Here is a 14,996-nt window from a genome sequence, read left to right as displayed (position 1 = left end):
ATTGTCTACGTGGTGAAGGGAGGGCAATCTACTAGGCCCCAAAAGGATATCAACTGTAAATTAACACACTGAAAAATAGATAAAATTTATATCAGACGCCAGTTTGTGACTCGGACGGGGCTTGATTGAAAGTAAAGACTCACATGCGGCTTTTTTGAACGATGGGTAAAAACATGAAATGTGACGAATGTCACATTTCATGTCTTGTTTCCCGCGTGGTTCCGGGCCGTGTGGGCCAGATGCTGACGGGAGGGCTTTAGGTTGCCGCCGAGATCGGGCCAGGGCAGCCAGTGATCCGGCACCATAAAGCCGGGCAGGGAGGCCTTGATCCAGGCGGCCAGTTCGGCATGGGGAACGGGTTCTCCGTGCCAGTCGATAAAGGCGGCGGGGCGCTGCCCCCACTCGTCACTCGGCACCGGCACCACCAGCGCCTGGGCGATAGCGGGGTGATCCACCAGCCGCTGCTCTATGATTTCGGGCTGGATGTTCTCCCCGCCCGAGATGAAGAGGTTGTCGAGCCGCCCCTCCACCACCAGCTCGCCGTTCGGGGTGAGGTGCCCCTTGTCGCGGGTGTGAAACCAACCCTCTTCGTCGATAGGCAGATCCAGCGCGCCATCACGGTAGTAACCGGCAAACAGGGTGGCACCACGCACGCAGATCTCCTGTCCCTTGATGCACAACTCCCGCCCCGGCAGCGGGCGGCCCACCATCCCCGCCCGGGTGGGCAGGGCGGTGCAGACCTGGCTGCCCATCTCGGAGAGGCCGTAGCTCACCTTGGGGGTGAGCCCCATGGCGGCGAGGCGCTCGACCAGCGGCTGCGGGATGGCGGCGCCGCCGAGCAGCAGCTCGCGCAGGCGGGTACGTGCAGGATCGAAGCCCCGGGCCAGCAGGCGCCAGAGCTGGGTCGGCACCAGGGACAGGTGGGTGATGGGCTGGCGCTCGAGCCGCGCCTCGAGGGGACGGCTGCGATCGTCCAGCACCAGGGAGGCACTCGCCAGAAAGACCCGAAACAGAATGGCGTAGCCGCCGACATGAAACAGCGGCAGGGAGAGCAGCCAGCCACACTCACCGTCGAGGGGAATGAGGGCTGCGGAGCCCCGGGCCGAGGCCAGATGGTTGGCCAGCCGGTGCACTACGGCCTTCGGCGTGCCGCTGGAGCCCGAGGTGAGGATCATGTTGTTGAGCTGCTCTGGCACCAGCGGCCACTCGTCATCACCTGCTGCCAGCTCGCGGCTGAAATCGAGCCGCAGCGCCTGCCAGTCACCGCTCGGCATGTCGCCCGCCGACCAGAAGGCCCGGGCGTCGAGGCAGCCGGCCAGTTCGGCTTGTCGGGTGAGCGGAAAGGCGGGGTTGAGCGGACAGAACACGATACCGCTGCGCACGCAGGCCCAGGCCAGCAGCACATTCTCCAGCGCGCCGCGCACCACGGCGGCCAGATGATCCCCGCGGGTGAGCCCGGTTCGGGCGAGCTGGTCGCACAGGCTGTTGAGGCGCAGATCGAGCGTCCGGTAGCTCAGCGGGGTGTCGGTGTGGATGGCGATGCGATGGGGGGCGAGCCTTGCCCAGTGGCGAACCGGGCAAGTCTCCTGCATTGGGGCGGGGAAATCAGTCACGGTAAAACAGGGTCTCCAGGACACCGGTATCCGGCTCCCCGGCTTCGTTTAACAGGTCCGCCGCCATCCAGCGACGGGTATCCAGCCCGGGGGCCTGCTCCGGGGCCCACTCTCCGGCGAGGTGGAACAGCTGGTTCAGGCCAAGGCCGGATTCGAAACAGGAGGAGATGATCACCTTGAGCCGCAGCTCGCGGGCGCGGTTGATCAGCGCCTCGCAGCGTTCCAGCGAGCCGAGCAGCATGGGCTTGAGCACCAGGGCGCGCAGCTGCGGGATGGGCTCCCATGGCTTGCCCTGGGCCAACAGCTCGTCCAGCGCCACCGGCATGCCGGTGCGGCTGGCCACGAAGGCGATGTCAGCGAAATCGGCGCAGGGGTCTTCCAGATACTCGATCCGGTTCGGGTCCAGATGGCCACAGAAGGTCCAGGCCTCCTCGCGGGTCCAGCCCTGGTTGGCATCCAGCACCAGCTTGAGGGTCGGAATGCGGTCGCACAGCAGCCGGATCAGCGCCAGCTCGTCCCGCATGGGATAGCGGGCCACCTTGAGCTTGGCTTTGTTGGGTGTGCGATGGAGCCACTCTTTCCAGTGTTTCAGCAACTCCTGGGGGGAGCCCTGAATAAGGGGATAGGGTTCGGGCAGGGGGGCCGTCTGTGCGGGCCAGACCCGGCGGGCACAGTCAAAGCCAAATTGCACCGAAGGCAGGCGCGGGGCTATGGGTTGCCCCGCGGCCAGTTGTTCCAGACAGGCGATGGCCTCGGCATGTGCCTCGGCCAGGGTCTCTTTGGAGAAACCGGGCAGGGGGGCTATCTCCCCCCAGCCGTCGCCAACGCGGACCAGCAAGCCCTCGCGCGCCACCTCCACCTTGCCGTGAAAGGTCAGGGGCTGGGTAAAAGGCAGTCGGTAGCGATAGAGGGCGAGTGTCATCAGGGGTTCCGCTTGTATTTGGAGAAGTCGGGGCGGCGCTTTTCGTTGAAGGCATTGCGCCCTTCCTGACCCTCTTCGGTCATGTAGAACAGCATGGTGGCATTGCCCGCCAGCTCCTGCAAGCCCGCCTGACCATCGCAGTCGGCGTTCAGCGCGGCTTTCAGGCAGCGCAGGGCCATCGGGCTATGTTGCAGCATCTCGCGGCACCAGCGCACGGTTTCACGCTCCAGGTCGGCGACCGGCACCACGGTATTGACCAATCCCATGTCGAGGGCCTGCTTGGCGTCATACAGACGGCACAGGAACCAGATCTCGCGGGCCTTCTTCTGGCCGACGATGCGCGCCATGTAGGAGGCACCCCAGCCGCCGTCGAAGGAGCCCACTTTCGGGCCGGTCTGGCCGAACATGGCGTTGTCCGCAGCGATGGTCAGATCACACATCATGTGCAGCACGTGGCCGCCGCCGACGGCGTAGCCGGCCACCATGGCCACCACGGGTTTCGGGCAGGTGCGGATGTCGCGCTGGAAGTCGAGCACGTTGAGGTGATGAGTCCCCTCGTCGTCGCGGTAGCCACCGTAGTCGCCCCGGATCTTCTGGTCGCCACCGGCGCAGAAGGCCTGCTCGCCAAAACCGGTCAGGATGATGGTGCCGACCTGATCGTCATAGCGGGCATCGGCCAGCGCCTGCAGCATCTCTTTCACGGTGCGGGGGCGGAAGGCGTTGCGTACCTGGGGACGGTTGATGGTGATCTTGGCAATGCCATCGCCAGACTTGTGATAGAGGATGTCCTCGTAACCGGCGGAGCAATCGCGCCACTCGACAGGTGCGTACAGTTCCGCTTCCGTCATTGCCTCAATCATGGTTTTTTCCTTCTAGTCTGTGCGAGCGAAAATGGAGCAATCACGGCCTGCTGGACAGGTGCGTACCGTCCCGCTTCCGTCATTGCTTCAATCATGACTCTTCTCTTCTGGTTGGTTGACCCACTTCGCAAGGAACCGGGCAAAGATCTCGGGCTGGCTGGCGTGCAGGTTGTGGCCGCCATCCAGTACCAAGTGGTTGATTTTGCGATGCTGACTCGCCAGCTGGCAAGCCAGGTGGTGGAATTTCTGATCCCGCTTGCCGCTCACATAGGTGACCGGCAATTCGGCCTTTGCCAGCCAGGGGGCGAGATCGGGCTGTTGCCCCAGCGAGGTGGCGCGCAGCATGGTGGCGATGGCGCCACCCCGGTTGCCGAGGCGACGGGCGATCTGGCGGGCTCGGGCCGTTTCATCCAGATCGGCAAAGACCCCCTGCCGATACCAGTCCGCCAACACCTCGGCCAGTGGCTCACGCTCGAAGCGTCGGGCCCACCCCTCGTCGTGGGCGATGCGGGCGGCCCGCTCGGCAGCAGGCAGACCGGGATGGCAGTTCTCCAGCAGCAGGGCCTGCAAACCATTCGGGGAGCGGCTGGCGTGATAGAGGGCGAGGCGCCCGCCGAGGGAATAGCCCGCCAGCAGATAGTGCTCGATATCGTGGGCGGCCAGCTCGTCACAGAGCCAGCGATGGGCCTCGTCAAAGCCGTTCACCCGCACTGCGTGGTTGCGGCCGTGGCCCGGCAGGTCGAGGGCCACGCAGCGGATGGCGGGCAGGCGGTCGATCACCGGCTGCCAGTCAGCGGCATCCCCCAGCAGGCCGTGCAGCAGCACCAGGGTGTGCGGCCGTTGGGGCTGTTCAGGCGCCACGGATGGCGGCCCCCAGCGCCTTGAGATCATCGGCCACCTGTTCGCTCGGCACCCGGATCTCGATCAGGGTGACGCCGGCACCGAGCGCCTCGGTATAGGCCTGCTCGAACTCGGCCAGGCTGTCCGGCGCACGATAGGCGAGGCCGAACATGGCGGCGGCATGCTCGAAACACAGGCCATGGGGCAGCCGGTAGTAGCTCTCCAGCAGCTCCCCTTCGGTGGGCACCGGCAGCATGCGAAAGATGCTGCCGCCATCGTTGTTGAGCAGGATCACCACCAGCGGTCGGCTGGCCTTGCCAAGCAGGGCCAGGCTGTTGAGATCGTGCAATGCGCTGAGATCCCCGAGTAGCAGGGTGGTGGGCTCGGCGCTGCCCTGTTCGACCGATTGTGCGAAGCCGTAGGCGGTGGCAATGAGGCCATCGATGCCGGAGGCGCCGCGGTTGGTCATCACCCGGCTCGGCCCCTGGCCCGGGGTGCCCAGCATATCCATCAGCCGGGCCGGCATGCTGTTGCCGACAAACAGCTGACCGCAGATCAGCCGGTTGAGGCGATGGCACACCCCCAATTCGGAGAAGCGTTCGCAGGCGGCGGCGATCTGCCGACTCGCCTTCTGTTGCAGGGCGTCCAGCCGGTGCCAGGGAGTCGCCGTGGCTGCGACCGGATGAGCCGCCACGAAGGCGCTGGCGCTGCAGAGCAGGCGGTTGCGCAGCCGGTAGTCGGGGTCGAGCCGGGCCGGCTGCGGATCCACCAGCCAGTAATCCTGCCAGGGATGGCGCTTGATAAACTGACCGAGGCGCTTGGAGACCAGGCGGGCGCCAAATTGCAGCAATACCTCGGCGCGCCCCAGTTCGGCGACGAAGCCGGGATCGTTGAGCGCCAAATCCATGTGGATGAGGTTGCGAGCATCGAAGCGGATCTGGCTCTGGATATCCGCCAACAGGGGCCAACCGAGGCGCTCGGCCAGCTCGACCACCGCTTGCGCCTGGTCGGGGTGGGAGATCCGCCCGGCGATGATGACGCCGCGCTTGCCTTGCAGCTCGCTCCAGCCGGCCTGGGGCAGGCAGCTCTGCTCACCCAGCTGCCAGGGGCTCCAGGGGCGAACCGAGGTGAGCCAGTCGCCGAGGGGGGCCAGATAGGCGGCAAAATCCTGATACTGGTCGCCGGGGTAGAGGGGCTCGGGATACATGCAGTTGATGTGTACCACCCCAGGCGTGCGTGCCTGTTGTGCCAGAGCCTGATCCACCGAGCTCAGCACGAAGGCGGCGGGGATGGTGGGGGTGGGGCTTGGCAGGCTCTGCTGAAAAACGGGGTAGTGGCCGAAGATCCCCTGCTGGTCGATGGCCTGGTTGGCGCCGTTGTCGATGAGCTCGTGGGGGCGGTCGGCGGAGAGAATGATGAGCGGCACGCCGGTGAGCTGGGCCTCGGCCACCGCGGGCCAGAGGTTGGCGACCGCGGTGCCCGACGTCATGATCACCGCTACCGGGCGGTTGCTGCCCTTGGCCAACCCCAGCGCCATGAAGCCCAGACCCCGCTCGTCGAAATGCAGATGGCGGCGAAACCCGGAGTGGGCGGCGGCGGCCATGGTGAGCGGGGCGCTGCGCGAACCCGGGGCCAGCGCGATATCGCGCACCCCGAGGCGATAAAGCTCCTCCAGTAGCAGGGAGGACCAGACATGGTTGAAGGTGGCGTGCTGAGTGGGAAAGACGGTGCTCGCAAACACTTCACTGGCGGACATAAGCGCTCTCGCGGGTTGGAAAGAGGATGAACGGCTATCCCAGCAGGGAGAGCACATTGGCGATCTTGTTGTCGAGCTCGGCCCACTCGGCGGCGGGCTCGGAACCTGCCACTATGCCGGCGCCGGCAAACAGGGTGACGCTGCCAGGCTGGATGCGGGCACTGCGAATGGCGACGGCAAACTCCGAAGTCTCCCGGCTCAACATGCCGCAGGCCCCGGCATACCAGCCGCGCTCGTAGGGTTCGTTTTCGCGGATGAAAGCCAGCGCCGCTTCGCGCGGGGCGCCGCCCACAGCAGGGGTAGGGTGCAGGGCTTCGAGCAGCTGCCAGTCGCAGACGCCGGGCTTGAGCTCGGCCTCGATGTCGCATTTGAGGTGCTGCAGCAGGCGCAGCTTCAGGATGCGCGGCTCGGTCAGGGTGGCGTCGTGGGCCAGCTGGGCCAGGCGGCTCAGGATGTCGGCATGCACCAGCCGATTCTCCAGCCGGTTCTTGCTGTCGGCCAGCAGCTCGGCGGCCAGGGCTGCATCGGTCGCCTCGTCGCCGGAGCGGCGGATGGTGCCTGCCAGCGCCTCGCTAAAGAGGTGGCGATCCTCGCGTCGGTAAAGGCGCTCGGGGGAGCAGGCGATAAAGGCCTGCTCGGGGGAAAACTGGAAGCCGAAGTGGAAGCAGTCCTGGGCATGGCCGATCCACTGGTTGAGCATGACCCAGGGGCAGACATCCTCGCCGCCCTGGTGGCTGGTCAGCACGCTCTCGCGGGAGAGCACCACCTTGGGGGTGTGGGCCTGAAATTCGGGGGAGGTGACCTGCTCCACCAGGCGCTGCCACTGGGCCGGCTCAGGGCAATCCTGACGCTGCCAGCGCTGCTTTTGCAGCTGTGCCAGGGGCGCTTCCGGCTGCAGGGCGTCGAGGGCGGCTTCGGCGGCGGCCAGCTCGGACTCGAGGTTCTCTTTGGTCAGCCAGAGATTGAGGCAGAGGCTGACACACTCGCCGCGGCGCACCAGCTCGATGCGGGGCAGCACGAAGCGGCAGGCGCCAAACCCTTGCCAGCCCGGCTGGGCCGGATCGAACGCCACGCCGCCATAGTAGCGGGGGCTGTCGTCATGATACTGGCTGGTGTTGGTGCAGACCTGGCGGATGGCATCGGGCTCGGTCAGTTCGTGGATGGCGCCCAGGGCAACATACTCGGGGCGATCCTGGCCACGGGCATGCCAATAGATGCGGGGGTAGAGAGTCTGCGCCGCGAGCCAGCCCAGGAAGGAGCGAACCTCGATCCCTACGCGCAGTCGTACGAAGCCGCTGACGTTGTTGTGACGCAGGGCGTCCAGTTGTTGCTTGATATGGGTCTGAGCCAACATGGATGTAGTGTCTGAACCGGGTAGTAACGACCGATCCCGTAGCAGGATGCCGTAGGTTTATGCCAAAGGGCGATGATTTCCTATATATTATCTGCCCATTCGTCCATGTAAATCGCCCGAGGGAGCTTCACTTCCGGGGCCCAGTATACCCAAATCCGGTTCGATAACCCTTAACACGATCAATATCCGATTGTTTGGCCATCACAATATGACAAATACCTTATCTACATGGTTGCTGGCGGCTCGTTTGCGAACATTGCCGCTCGCTTGCTCGTCCATTCTCCTGGGTTCCGGGCTGGCTGCCAGCCGCGGGGCCTTCGACGGCACCATCATGGCGCTCTCCCTGCTGACCGCCATCCTGCTGCAGATCCTCTCCAATCTGGCCAACGACTACGGCGATGCGGTCTCCGGTGCCGACAACGGCGAGCGGATCGGTCCCCAGCGGGCCGTGGTCTCCGGCCTCATCACCCGCAAGCAGATGTGCGTGGCGATGGCGCTGACCGCGCTGGCGGCGGTGGCGAGCGGCCTGTCGCTGCTAGGCTGCGCCTTCGGCGGCCAGTGGCTGCAGATCCTGGCGTTTGTGGTGCTGGGCGGGGCGGCCATCGTCGCTGCGGTGACCTACACGGTGGGCAAGACTCCTTACGGTTATCGCGGCTTTGGCGATATCTCGGTGTTCCTCTTCTTCGGCCTGCTGGGGGTGCTCGGCTCCTACTACCTCTTTACCAAGACCCTGCAGTGGGATCTGCTGTTACCCGCGGCCGCCTGTGGCCTGCTGGCCACCGCCGTGCTCAACATCAACAACGTGCGCGACATCGAAACCGATGCCGCCAGCGGCAAGATCACCCTGGCAGTGCGCCTCGGTCGCAATCGCGCCATCGCCTATCACTGGGTGCTGCTGGGATCTGCCGTGCTGGCGACCGTACTCTTCATCCTGACCCAGCCGGCCAGCTTCTGGCCCTGGATCTTCCTGCCGGCCATGAAGCCACTGACCGATGCGGCCAGAACTCTGCGAGAGAGTTTCGATGGCGAGGTGCTGACAGGCGCCCTCAAGAAGACTGCCATCAGCGCCTTCCTCTACAGCCTGTTGCTCTCCATCGGGCTGGCGCTCTCCTGAGTCGCGACCCGTTTTGGCAATGAAAAAGGGCTCCCGGACGGGGGCCCTTTTTGCTGGCTGGGGTATGCTGCCTTGCATGCCACTCACCAAGCAGGGAAAGCCGCCATGCGCGACTCACTCAGAGAGAAAATCATCCAGGTCTGCCAGCAGAAAATTGCGCAAAAGGGGGAGGTGGTCGGGCTCTCCTTCTATGCCTTCTTCGCCAACAAGAATGAGGATCCCGAGTTGTTGATGGAGGCGGCGACCTGGTGGATCCAGACCCACAGGCTCGATCACTTCGAAAAGGCCAGCAAGATCCTCCGGCTGGTCGAGGCGATGAAATAGCCGGACTGAAGCAGCAAGGGCTCCCCATCGGGAGCCCTTGCTATTGAATGGCATTGTCACTCGGTCGTGAGAGTGGGGCCTAGCCGATCTCCGCCAGTTTGGGGGCGCGGCGGGAGAAGATCAGGCTGTCCAGCAGCCAGATGGCGACCATGGAGGCGCCCACCAGCGGGAAGCAGATGCCGAGCAGGATCAGCAGGGCGATGGCGCCACGCATGGGGGGGAGGCTGGCGGGCAGCGGCGGGGCGGCCAGGCGGCCCTGCGGGCGACGGCACCACCAGATCCACAGGCCGCTCACCGCGCTGGCCAGCACCATGAGGCAGATGAGCAGCATGGCGAGCTGGTGAGGCCAGCCATAGAGCTTGCCCATGTGCAGCATGACGCCGGTCTCCACCGTCTTGGCCACCGGGCCGTAATCCTGCCAGCGCACGTCGGCCAGCACCTTGCCGCTGTATTGATCGATGTGCAGGGTGGCATCGTTGCGCGGGTCGTCGGCAAACAGGGCGATGGTGAAGACACCGCGATCCCCCGCCGGCGGCGTGATGCTGTAACCCGGGCTGACCCCGCGCTCGCGGGCAATCTCCACCACCTGTTGCAGCGGGATGCGCCGGCTGGCCATCACCACGCCGTCGTGGGTACTGCCATGGTCCATGGCGCCATGATCATGGCCCTCTTCCACCATCCGGGAATCCGGCATGGGGGTATTTTCCACCGCCCAGGGCACTGTCTGCTCATGAGCCTGGTTGAGGCTGCGGGCAAGGGGGGCCGATTTGGGCACCTGGTTCCACATGGCGGCGGGGAAGCGGTTCCACACATTGGCAAACTGATCGCCCCAGAAACCGGTCCAGGTCATGCCGCTCAGCAGCAACAGCAGCAGAAAGCCGGCCCCCCAGAAGCCGACCACAGCGTGCAGGTCACGCCACCAGAGGCGGCCACGTTGGTGCATTCTGGGCCAGAGGATGCCGCCCATGCCCGGTCCCTTGCGCGGCCACCAGAGATAGAGGCCGCTGATGAGCAGCACCAGTCCCCAGCCGGCGGCCAGCTCGATCAGCCGATCCCCCGTGGTGCCGAGCAGCAGATCGGCGTGCAGGGCGCGCGCCACCGCCTGCAGGTTCCACTTGTTGTCCATGGTGCCGAGCAGGTCGCCGCTGGCGGGATCCATGAACAGGGTCAGCTCCTGGCCCTGTTGCATGACGATGAGCTGGGCGCTGGCATCCGGGCTTGCCGGCGGCAGGTATTTGCGCAGGCTGGCATCCGGCATGGCAGCCATCGCTCGGGTCAGCAGCTCATCGGCGCTCAGGGTCTGGGCCGTCGGGGTCACCTTCATCAGCTCGGGGTACATCAGGTTGTCGAGCTGAGGCTTGAACAGATAGATGATGCCGGTCAGGGAGAGCAGGATCAGGAAGGGGGCGACAAACAGGCCGGCATAAAAGTGCCAGCGCCAGATCCGTTGGTAGTAATGGGCATCCCTGTTTTTCATCTCGATTCCTTGTGTCGATGACCAACATTCCTGCTGGTGGAGTGTTTTATGGCCGCGGATGATAACAGCAACGTTTTGTTAACGGCAATGCCACATCTCTGGTCGGACCCTTGCGTGAAATGAAAAGAGATTGTTGATAAAGATCATAATGAGTGGAAGCAAGGGGTCGCCATGGGGGCTGTGGCAGTATGGGAACCGGATAGTGTTTTCGATGCTGTAGATTTTTTGATGTAAATCATTATCTTATAGCAATAGCCACTGGAGTGGCGCCGGTCAGGGAGGAACGGAATGCAGCCGCACGGCAAGTTTGCAATGGAACGCAGGGGGCAGATGCTTATATGCCGCCCGAGTGGTGCCTTCAATCTGGCGGGAGCCATAGCCTACGAGGCCCGCTTCCGCGATGCGCTGGCGGAACTGCAAGGCGGCCCCTGGGGCATAGTCGAGGTTATCACCGAGTTCGAGGCGGCCGGCCCCGAAGTGCTGCACCGCTTTCATCGCCAGTTTGACTGGTGCGCCGGCAGCGGTTGCCAGTATCTGGCGGTGGTGTTGTCGGGAGGCTTCAAGCGTTATCTGGCCGATCAGGTCTTCGCCGGCGTACCCTTCAAGGCGGTGCACTACTGCGAATGCGAACAGGCTGCCATCACCTGGCTCGAGGCGCAGCTGGCCCGCTCACCTTCTTAACCGAGTTTGATAAACCACTTGTCCCGTTCGTCGATGCAGTCGGGTTCGCCCATTTCGAATTCGCGGCAGATCAGGGGGCGCACATCATAGATGCGACACATCATGGTATTGCGATCGAGCGCCGCGCACCAGCCATCGTCCAAGCGTTGCATCACGGGCACTTCGCCCTCCCGCTCTTCGATGTAGCGATCCGGCACCCCTGTGTCGGTCAGCAGCATTACTTCCAGGCGGCAGCAGCAGGCTTCGCAGTTCTGGCAGCTTATCTGTGGCTCAGTTGTCCGGGTCATGGTCTCTGTCTTGTCGTCTTGCGACCTTGGTGAAAATGAAACAGGCGCCATGCCGGCGCCTGTGCTCGTCGGGCTTAGCCCAGTTTGCGGGCGCGGTAGCTGCGTCCCTTGATCTTGCCTTCCTGCAGCCGCTTGAGCGCCGCCTTGGCCACGCTCTGCTTGACCGCGACGTAGGAGTACTGCTCGGCGATCTGGATCTTGCCCACATCTGCCCCGGCAATGCCACCCTCGCCGGTCAGGGCGCCCAGGATATCCCCGGCCCGCACCTTGGTCTTGCGACCCGCGTCGATGGAGAAAGTCACCATCTGGGGCGCAAGCGGCTTGATAGTGCGGCCGATGGCATCGAGATCGCCCTGTGGCAGCGGTGCCTGCTGGTACTCCTCGATGAGGTTGACGCGCTGCGCTTCGTTCGGCTGATAGAGGCTCAGGGCCAGACCCTGCTGACCGGCGCGGCCGGTGCGGCCGATACGGTGCACATGCACCTCGGGGTCATAGGTGAGCTCATAGTTGATGACGGCGCCCAGCTCCTTGATGTCGAGGCCACGGGCCGCCACGTCGGTAGCCACCAGTATGGTGGCGCTGCCGTTGGCAAAGCGCACCAGCACCTGATCCCGTTCGCGCTGCTCCAGATCGCCGTTCAGCGCCAGCGCCGAGAAGCCCTTGGCGGCCAGGTGGTCGGCCACATCGTTACAGGCGCGCTTGGTGTTGCAGAACACCACGCAGGAGGCCGGTTGATAGTGGCTCAGCAGCCAGGTGAGGGCGTCGAGACGCTGGCCGGTCGGCACTTCATAGAGCTTTTGTTCGATGGCGCTCTCCTGGTGCAGGGACTCCACGCTCACCTCGACCGGGTTACGCTGCACGCCACGGCTCATCTGGGCGATCCCCTCCGGATAGGTGGCGGAGAAGAGCAGGGTCTGGCGATCCCGCGGTGCATAACCGATGACCCGGTTGATGTCTTCGTCAAAGCCCATGTCCAGCATGCGATCCGCCTCGTCCAGCACCAGCGTCTTGAGGCAATCCAGATCGAGGGTGCCCTGCTCCAGATGCTTGAGCACCCGGCCCGGGGTGCCGACGGCGATGTGGGCGCCAAAGCCTAGGGTGGCCGACTGCGGTGCGGTCGGGGTGCCGCCACACAGGGTCACCAGCTTGACGTTTGGCAGGGTGCGGGCCAGGCGACGGATCTCGGTGGCCACCTGATCCGCCAGCTCGCGGGTCGGGCAGAGCACCAGTGCCTGCACCTCGAGCCGGTTGACGTCGAGGCTGGCCAGCAGGCCGAGACCGAAGGCGGCGGTTTTGCCGCTGCCGGTTTTTGCCTTGGCGATCAAGTCTTTGCCATCGAGCACCAGAGGCAGGCTCTGGGCCTGGATCGGGGTCATCTGCAGATAACCTAGGCTGGCGAGGTTCTCTTGCAGGGCGGAGGAGAGGTTCAGGCTGCTAAATTCGCTGTTGTTCACAAAAGGACTCTATTTCACGGAAAACGGGGTGCGCGGCGCGCAAGGGGGCGCATCATACCAGAATGTGACGTCCGATGTGGCGGAAATTTGAACGGTTGACCGAGGGGCTGTTGACGGTGTCATTGGTTTATCTGCCAGAGTTTGATGGCACGCCAACGGCAGCTGCGAAGAAATTAAATAAAAGGTGTTTGGTTATATAAGATAAACGTTTTGCTGATGTCTTGTTTAAATAAAGGAATGTTTCGGCTCCTGTTTAAACAGGGTTAAAAATATCAAAGCTCAATAAATGTTATCTGATTAATAATTTATCGTATTGAATTTGCACGATTTTGGTGTTTTTTGCTCAGGGTGTTAAAAACGGATTTTTCAAGATTAATTTAAAAACGTTTTTACCATAGCAAGCTCCCGCTTATTGAGTGGGAGTGTGATGGTTCTCTGATTTTTAAATATACGAATCTCTATGATGGCGCCGGTCGAAAATTACAATTCACCCAGGTGCTACAGGTTATGGAATATCTTCACTTCGTGCTCGGACTCGCGATGGTCCTTGCGCTCTCGCTGCTGGTCAACCGCCACAACTGGAAACAGATCAAGGTGCGCTACATCATCCAGCTGCTGGTGGTCGAGCTGGCGCTGGCCTGGTTCATGCTGAACTCGGAAGTGGGTCTGGCAGTGGTGGGAGGCTTTGCTGCCGGCTTCACCAAGCTGATGGAGTTTGCCAAACAGGGAACCGACTTCGTGTTTGGCGGCCTGGTCAACGAGGGGGCCTTCTCCTTCTTCCTGATGGTGCTGATGCCCATTGTCTTTATCTCGGTGCTGATCGGCATCCTGCAGTACATCCGTCTGTTGCCGCTGGTCATTCGCGGCATCGGTACCGTGCTGGCCAAAATCAACGGCATGGGCAAGCTGGAATCCTTCAACGCCATCAGCGCCATGATTGTCGGCCAGTCTGAAAACTTCATTGCTCTCAAGAAGATACTGCCGCACCTCAACGAGAAGCAGATGTACACCCTGGCGGCGACCGCCATGTCCACCGTCTCCATGTCCATCGTCGGCGCCTACATGCAGCTGATCGAACCGCGTTACGTGGTGGCCGCCCTGGTGCTTAACATGTTCAGCACCTTCGTGGTGTTGTCCCTCATCAACCCCTACGAGCCGGACAACACGGTGACCGACGCCAAGGCGCTGGCCGAGGGGGACGAGCACCACACCCCGAAGAAGGAGAACTTCTTCGAGATGCTGGGGGAGTACATCATGGCTGGTTTCACCGTGGCGGTCATCGTCGGGGCCATGCTGGTGGGCTTCATCGCCCTGATCGCCCTCATCAACTACCTGTTCGAGATGGCGTTTGGCGTCAACTTCCAGCACGTCATGGGCTACATCTTCTACCCCATCGCCTGGATCCTGGGCATCCCGGGCAGTGAAGCGCTGCAGGCGGGCTCCATTATGGCGACCAAGCTGGTGACCAACGAGTTCGTGGCCATGATGGATCTGGGTAAGATCGCCGCCGATCTCTCGCCGCGCACCGTCGGCATCCTCTCCATCTTCATGGTGTCGTTCGCCAACTTCAGCTCCATCGGCATCATCGCCGGTGCGGTGAAGGCGCTCAACGAGGAGAAGGGCAACATGGTCTCCCGCTTCGGCCTCAAGCTGGTCTACGGCTCCACCCTGGTGAGCCTGCTCTCCGCCGTGATCGCAGGCATCATGATCTGATCATTCGCTGCCTTGCGATTGTCAGGCCCCCGGCTTTTCGGCCGGGGGCTTTTTCATAGGCGCCAGCCGCACCACCAACCCGCCACCAGCAGGGTGAGGGTGCAAAAACCGGTCTCGAGGGCGCCGCCACTTTTAAGGGGCCAGCCCGGCAACCGGTAGCGCCGCTTGCCGGGCCACAGCAGCGGAATACCGGCCGGAGTGAGCCAGTCCCCCAGCAGATGGCTGAGATAGCCGACGATCAGGGCATCCTTGACACCAACCGGCAGGGTATCGGGGGGAAGGCTCTGGTTCAGCCCCCAGATGGCCACAGCCACCGCCAGCAGACTGTGGGTGAAGCCGCGATGACCGAACAGCCGGGATAGCGGCTTCGAGATCCACGGCAGCCGCTGTCCCAGCACAGATTTGGGGTGATCGAGATCCGGCAGCAGGGCGCTGGCCAGTGCCGCGGGAATGGCGTGCCACAGGCTGGCATCGGCCAGGGCCGGGGTGAGCTGGAATTTGTGGGCGAGCAGGGTGCAGGTAACGGAAAACAGCAGGTGCCCATGGGCGGTCATGGTTGTCACGGTGTGGAGAAACGGCGGCGCATCTTACCAGTGTCCCC

At 63.3% G+C, this 14,996-nt stretch carries 14 protein-coding genes; 4 read left to right on the top strand and 10 right to left on the bottom strand.

What is annotated here, in order from left to right; genetic code table 11:
* Positions 1-197: 197 nt before the first annotated feature.
* The 6 genes from BN1123_RS06335 to BN1123_RS06310 all read right to left on the bottom strand — a co-directional run bounded on the left by BN1123_RS06335 (position 198) and on the right by BN1123_RS06310 (position 7,345).
* Positions 198-1,592 (bottom strand): AMP-binding protein, encoded by a 1,395-nt coding sequence (locus BN1123_RS06335; RefSeq protein WP_042025917.1) that lies wholly within the window; start codon positions 1,590-1,592, stop codon positions 198-200.
* A gap of 13 nt (positions 1,593-1,605) precedes the next feature.
* Positions 1,606-2,535: an o-succinylbenzoate synthase gene (gene menC / locus BN1123_RS06330; protein WP_042025916.1), complete on the bottom strand. Its 930-nt coding sequence runs from the start codon at positions 2,533-2,535 to the stop codon at positions 1,606-1,608.
* Positions 2,535-3,395 (bottom strand): 1,4-dihydroxy-2-naphthoyl-CoA synthase, encoded by an 861-nt coding sequence (menB, locus tag BN1123_RS06325; protein ID WP_042025915.1) that lies wholly within the window; start codon positions 3,393-3,395, stop codon positions 2,535-2,537. Before menB ends, menC begins: the two co-directional genes overlap by 1 nt.
* Positions 3,396-3,482: 87 nt before the next feature.
* Positions 3,483-4,286 (bottom strand): 2-succinyl-6-hydroxy-2,4-cyclohexadiene-1-carboxylate synthase, encoded by an 804-nt coding sequence (gene menH / locus BN1123_RS06320; RefSeq protein ID WP_042025914.1) that lies wholly within the window; start codon positions 4,284-4,286, stop codon positions 3,483-3,485.
* Positions 4,246-5,991: a 2-succinyl-5-enolpyruvyl-6-hydroxy-3-cyclohexene-1-carboxylic-acid synthase gene (gene menD, locus BN1123_RS06315; protein WP_042025913.1), complete on the bottom strand. Its 1,746-nt coding sequence runs from the start codon at positions 5,989-5,991 to the stop codon at positions 4,246-4,248. The genes menH and menD overlap by 41 nt, the downstream gene beginning before the upstream one ends.
* 34 nt (positions 5,992-6,025) lie before the next feature.
* Positions 6,026-7,345 (bottom strand): isochorismate synthase, encoded by a 1,320-nt coding sequence (locus BN1123_RS06310; protein WP_042025912.1) that lies wholly within the window; start codon positions 7,343-7,345, stop codon positions 6,026-6,028.
* A gap of 208 nt (positions 7,346-7,553) precedes the next feature.
* On the opposite strand from BN1123_RS06310, the gene BN1123_RS06305 reads away from it, so the two are divergent.
* Together BN1123_RS06305 and BN1123_RS06300 are read left to right on the top strand one after the other, a co-directional pair.
* On the top strand, positions 7,554-8,459 hold the full coding sequence (locus tag BN1123_RS06305; protein WP_042025945.1) for a 1,4-dihydroxy-2-naphthoate polyprenyltransferase: 906 nt from the start codon (positions 7,554-7,556) through the stop codon (positions 8,457-8,459).
* Positions 8,460-8,564: 105 nt separating this feature from the next.
* Complete coding sequence (locus BN1123_RS06300) at positions 8,565-8,783, top strand: DUF6500 family protein (RefSeq protein ID WP_042025911.1); 219 nt, start codon at positions 8,565-8,567, stop codon at positions 8,781-8,783.
* A gap of 79 nt (positions 8,784-8,862) precedes the next feature.
* On the opposite strand, the gene BN1123_RS06295 is transcribed toward BN1123_RS06300, so the two are convergent.
* The gene (locus BN1123_RS06295) at positions 8,863-10,260 is read right to left on the bottom strand and encodes a PepSY-associated TM helix domain-containing protein (protein ID WP_042025910.1); all 1,398 of its coding nucleotides are present in this window, start codon (positions 10,258-10,260) and stop codon (positions 8,863-8,865) included.
* A gap of 288 nt (positions 10,261-10,548) precedes the next feature.
* On the opposite strand from BN1123_RS06295, the gene BN1123_RS06290 reads away from it, so the two are divergent.
* Entirely contained in the window at positions 10,549-10,941 is a 393-nt protein-coding gene (locus BN1123_RS06290; protein ID WP_042025909.1) for a hypothetical protein, read from the top strand.
* Here BN1123_RS06290 and BN1123_RS06285 read toward each other — a convergent pair.
* Both BN1123_RS06285 and dbpA read right to left on the bottom strand, forming a co-directional pair.
* On the bottom strand, positions 10,938-11,228 hold the full coding sequence (locus tag BN1123_RS06285; RefSeq protein WP_026456947.1) for a YkgJ family cysteine cluster protein: 291 nt from the start codon (positions 11,226-11,228) through the stop codon (positions 10,938-10,940). The genes BN1123_RS06290 and BN1123_RS06285 overlap by 4 nt on opposite strands.
* A gap of 74 nt (positions 11,229-11,302) precedes the next feature.
* Entirely contained in the window at positions 11,303-12,682 is a 1,380-nt protein-coding gene (gene dbpA, locus BN1123_RS06280; protein WP_042025908.1) for an ATP-dependent RNA helicase DbpA, read from the bottom strand.
* A gap of 507 nt (positions 12,683-13,189) precedes the next feature.
* On the opposite strand from dbpA, the gene BN1123_RS06275 reads away from it, so the two are divergent.
* Positions 13,190-14,395, top strand: a complete 1,206-nt coding sequence (locus tag BN1123_RS06275; protein ID WP_042025907.1) for a NupC/NupG family nucleoside CNT transporter — start codon at positions 13,190-13,192, stop codon at positions 14,393-14,395.
* Between the two features lie 53 nt (positions 14,396-14,448).
* Here BN1123_RS06275 and BN1123_RS06270 read toward each other — a convergent pair whose 3' ends face one another.
* Positions 14,449-14,949 carry a metal-dependent hydrolase gene (locus BN1123_RS06270; protein WP_042025906.1) on the bottom strand — a complete coding sequence of 167 codons (501 nt, stop codon included), beginning with the start codon at positions 14,947-14,949 and terminating at the stop codon, positions 14,449-14,451.
* Positions 14,950-14,996 lie beyond the last annotated feature (47 nt).

It is taken from the genome of Aeromonas enteropelogenes, from assembly GCF_000819845.1.
In the GTDB taxonomy this organism is placed as follows: Bacteria; Pseudomonadota; Gammaproteobacteria; order Enterobacterales; family Aeromonadaceae; genus Aeromonas; species Aeromonas enteropelogenes.
This window is presented reverse-complemented; position numbering and strand designations above follow the sequence as displayed.

Bases quoted from the DNA above. Each gene is read 5' to 3' on its own strand.
- BN1123_RS06335 (WP_042025917.1), bottom strand. From the start codon at position 1,592: ATGCAGGAGACTTGCCCGGTTCGCCACTGGGCAAGGCTCGCCCCCCAT.
- menC (WP_042025916.1), bottom strand. From the start codon at position 2,535: ATGACACTCGCCCTCTATCGCTACCGACTGCCTTTTACCCAGCCCCTG.
- menB (WP_042025915.1), bottom strand. From the start codon at position 3,395: ATGATTGAGGCAATGACGGAAGCGGAACTGTACGCACCTGTCGAGTGG.
- menH (WP_042025914.1), bottom strand. From the start codon at position 4,286: ATGATCTCAAGGCGCTGGGGGCCGCCATCCGTGGCGCCTGAACAGCCC.
- menD (WP_042025913.1), bottom strand. From the start codon at position 5,991: ATGTCCGCCAGTGAAGTGTTTGCGAGCACCGTCTTTCCCACTCAGCAC.
- BN1123_RS06310 (WP_042025912.1), bottom strand. From the start codon at position 7,345: ATGTTGGCTCAGACCCATATCAAGCAACAACTGGACGCCCTGCGTCAC.
- BN1123_RS06305 (WP_042025945.1), top strand. From the start codon at position 7,554: ATGACAAATACCTTATCTACATGGTTGCTGGCGGCTCGTTTGCGAACA.
- BN1123_RS06300 (WP_042025911.1), top strand. From the start codon at position 8,565: ATGCGCGACTCACTCAGAGAGAAAATCATCCAGGTCTGCCAGCAGAAA.
- BN1123_RS06295 (WP_042025910.1), bottom strand. From the start codon at position 10,260: ATGAAAAACAGGGATGCCCATTACTACCAACGGATCTGGCGCTGGCAC.
- BN1123_RS06290 (WP_042025909.1), top strand. From the start codon at position 10,549: ATGCAGCCGCACGGCAAGTTTGCAATGGAACGCAGGGGGCAGATGCTT.
- BN1123_RS06285 (WP_026456947.1), bottom strand. From the start codon at position 11,228: ATGACCCGGACAACTGAGCCACAGATAAGCTGCCAGAACTGCGAAGCC.
- BN1123_RS06275 (WP_042025907.1), top strand. From the start codon at position 13,190: ATGGAATATCTTCACTTCGTGCTCGGACTCGCGATGGTCCTTGCGCTC.
- BN1123_RS06270 (WP_042025906.1), bottom strand. From the start codon at position 14,949: ATGACCGCCCATGGGCACCTGCTGTTTTCCGTTACCTGCACCCTGCTC.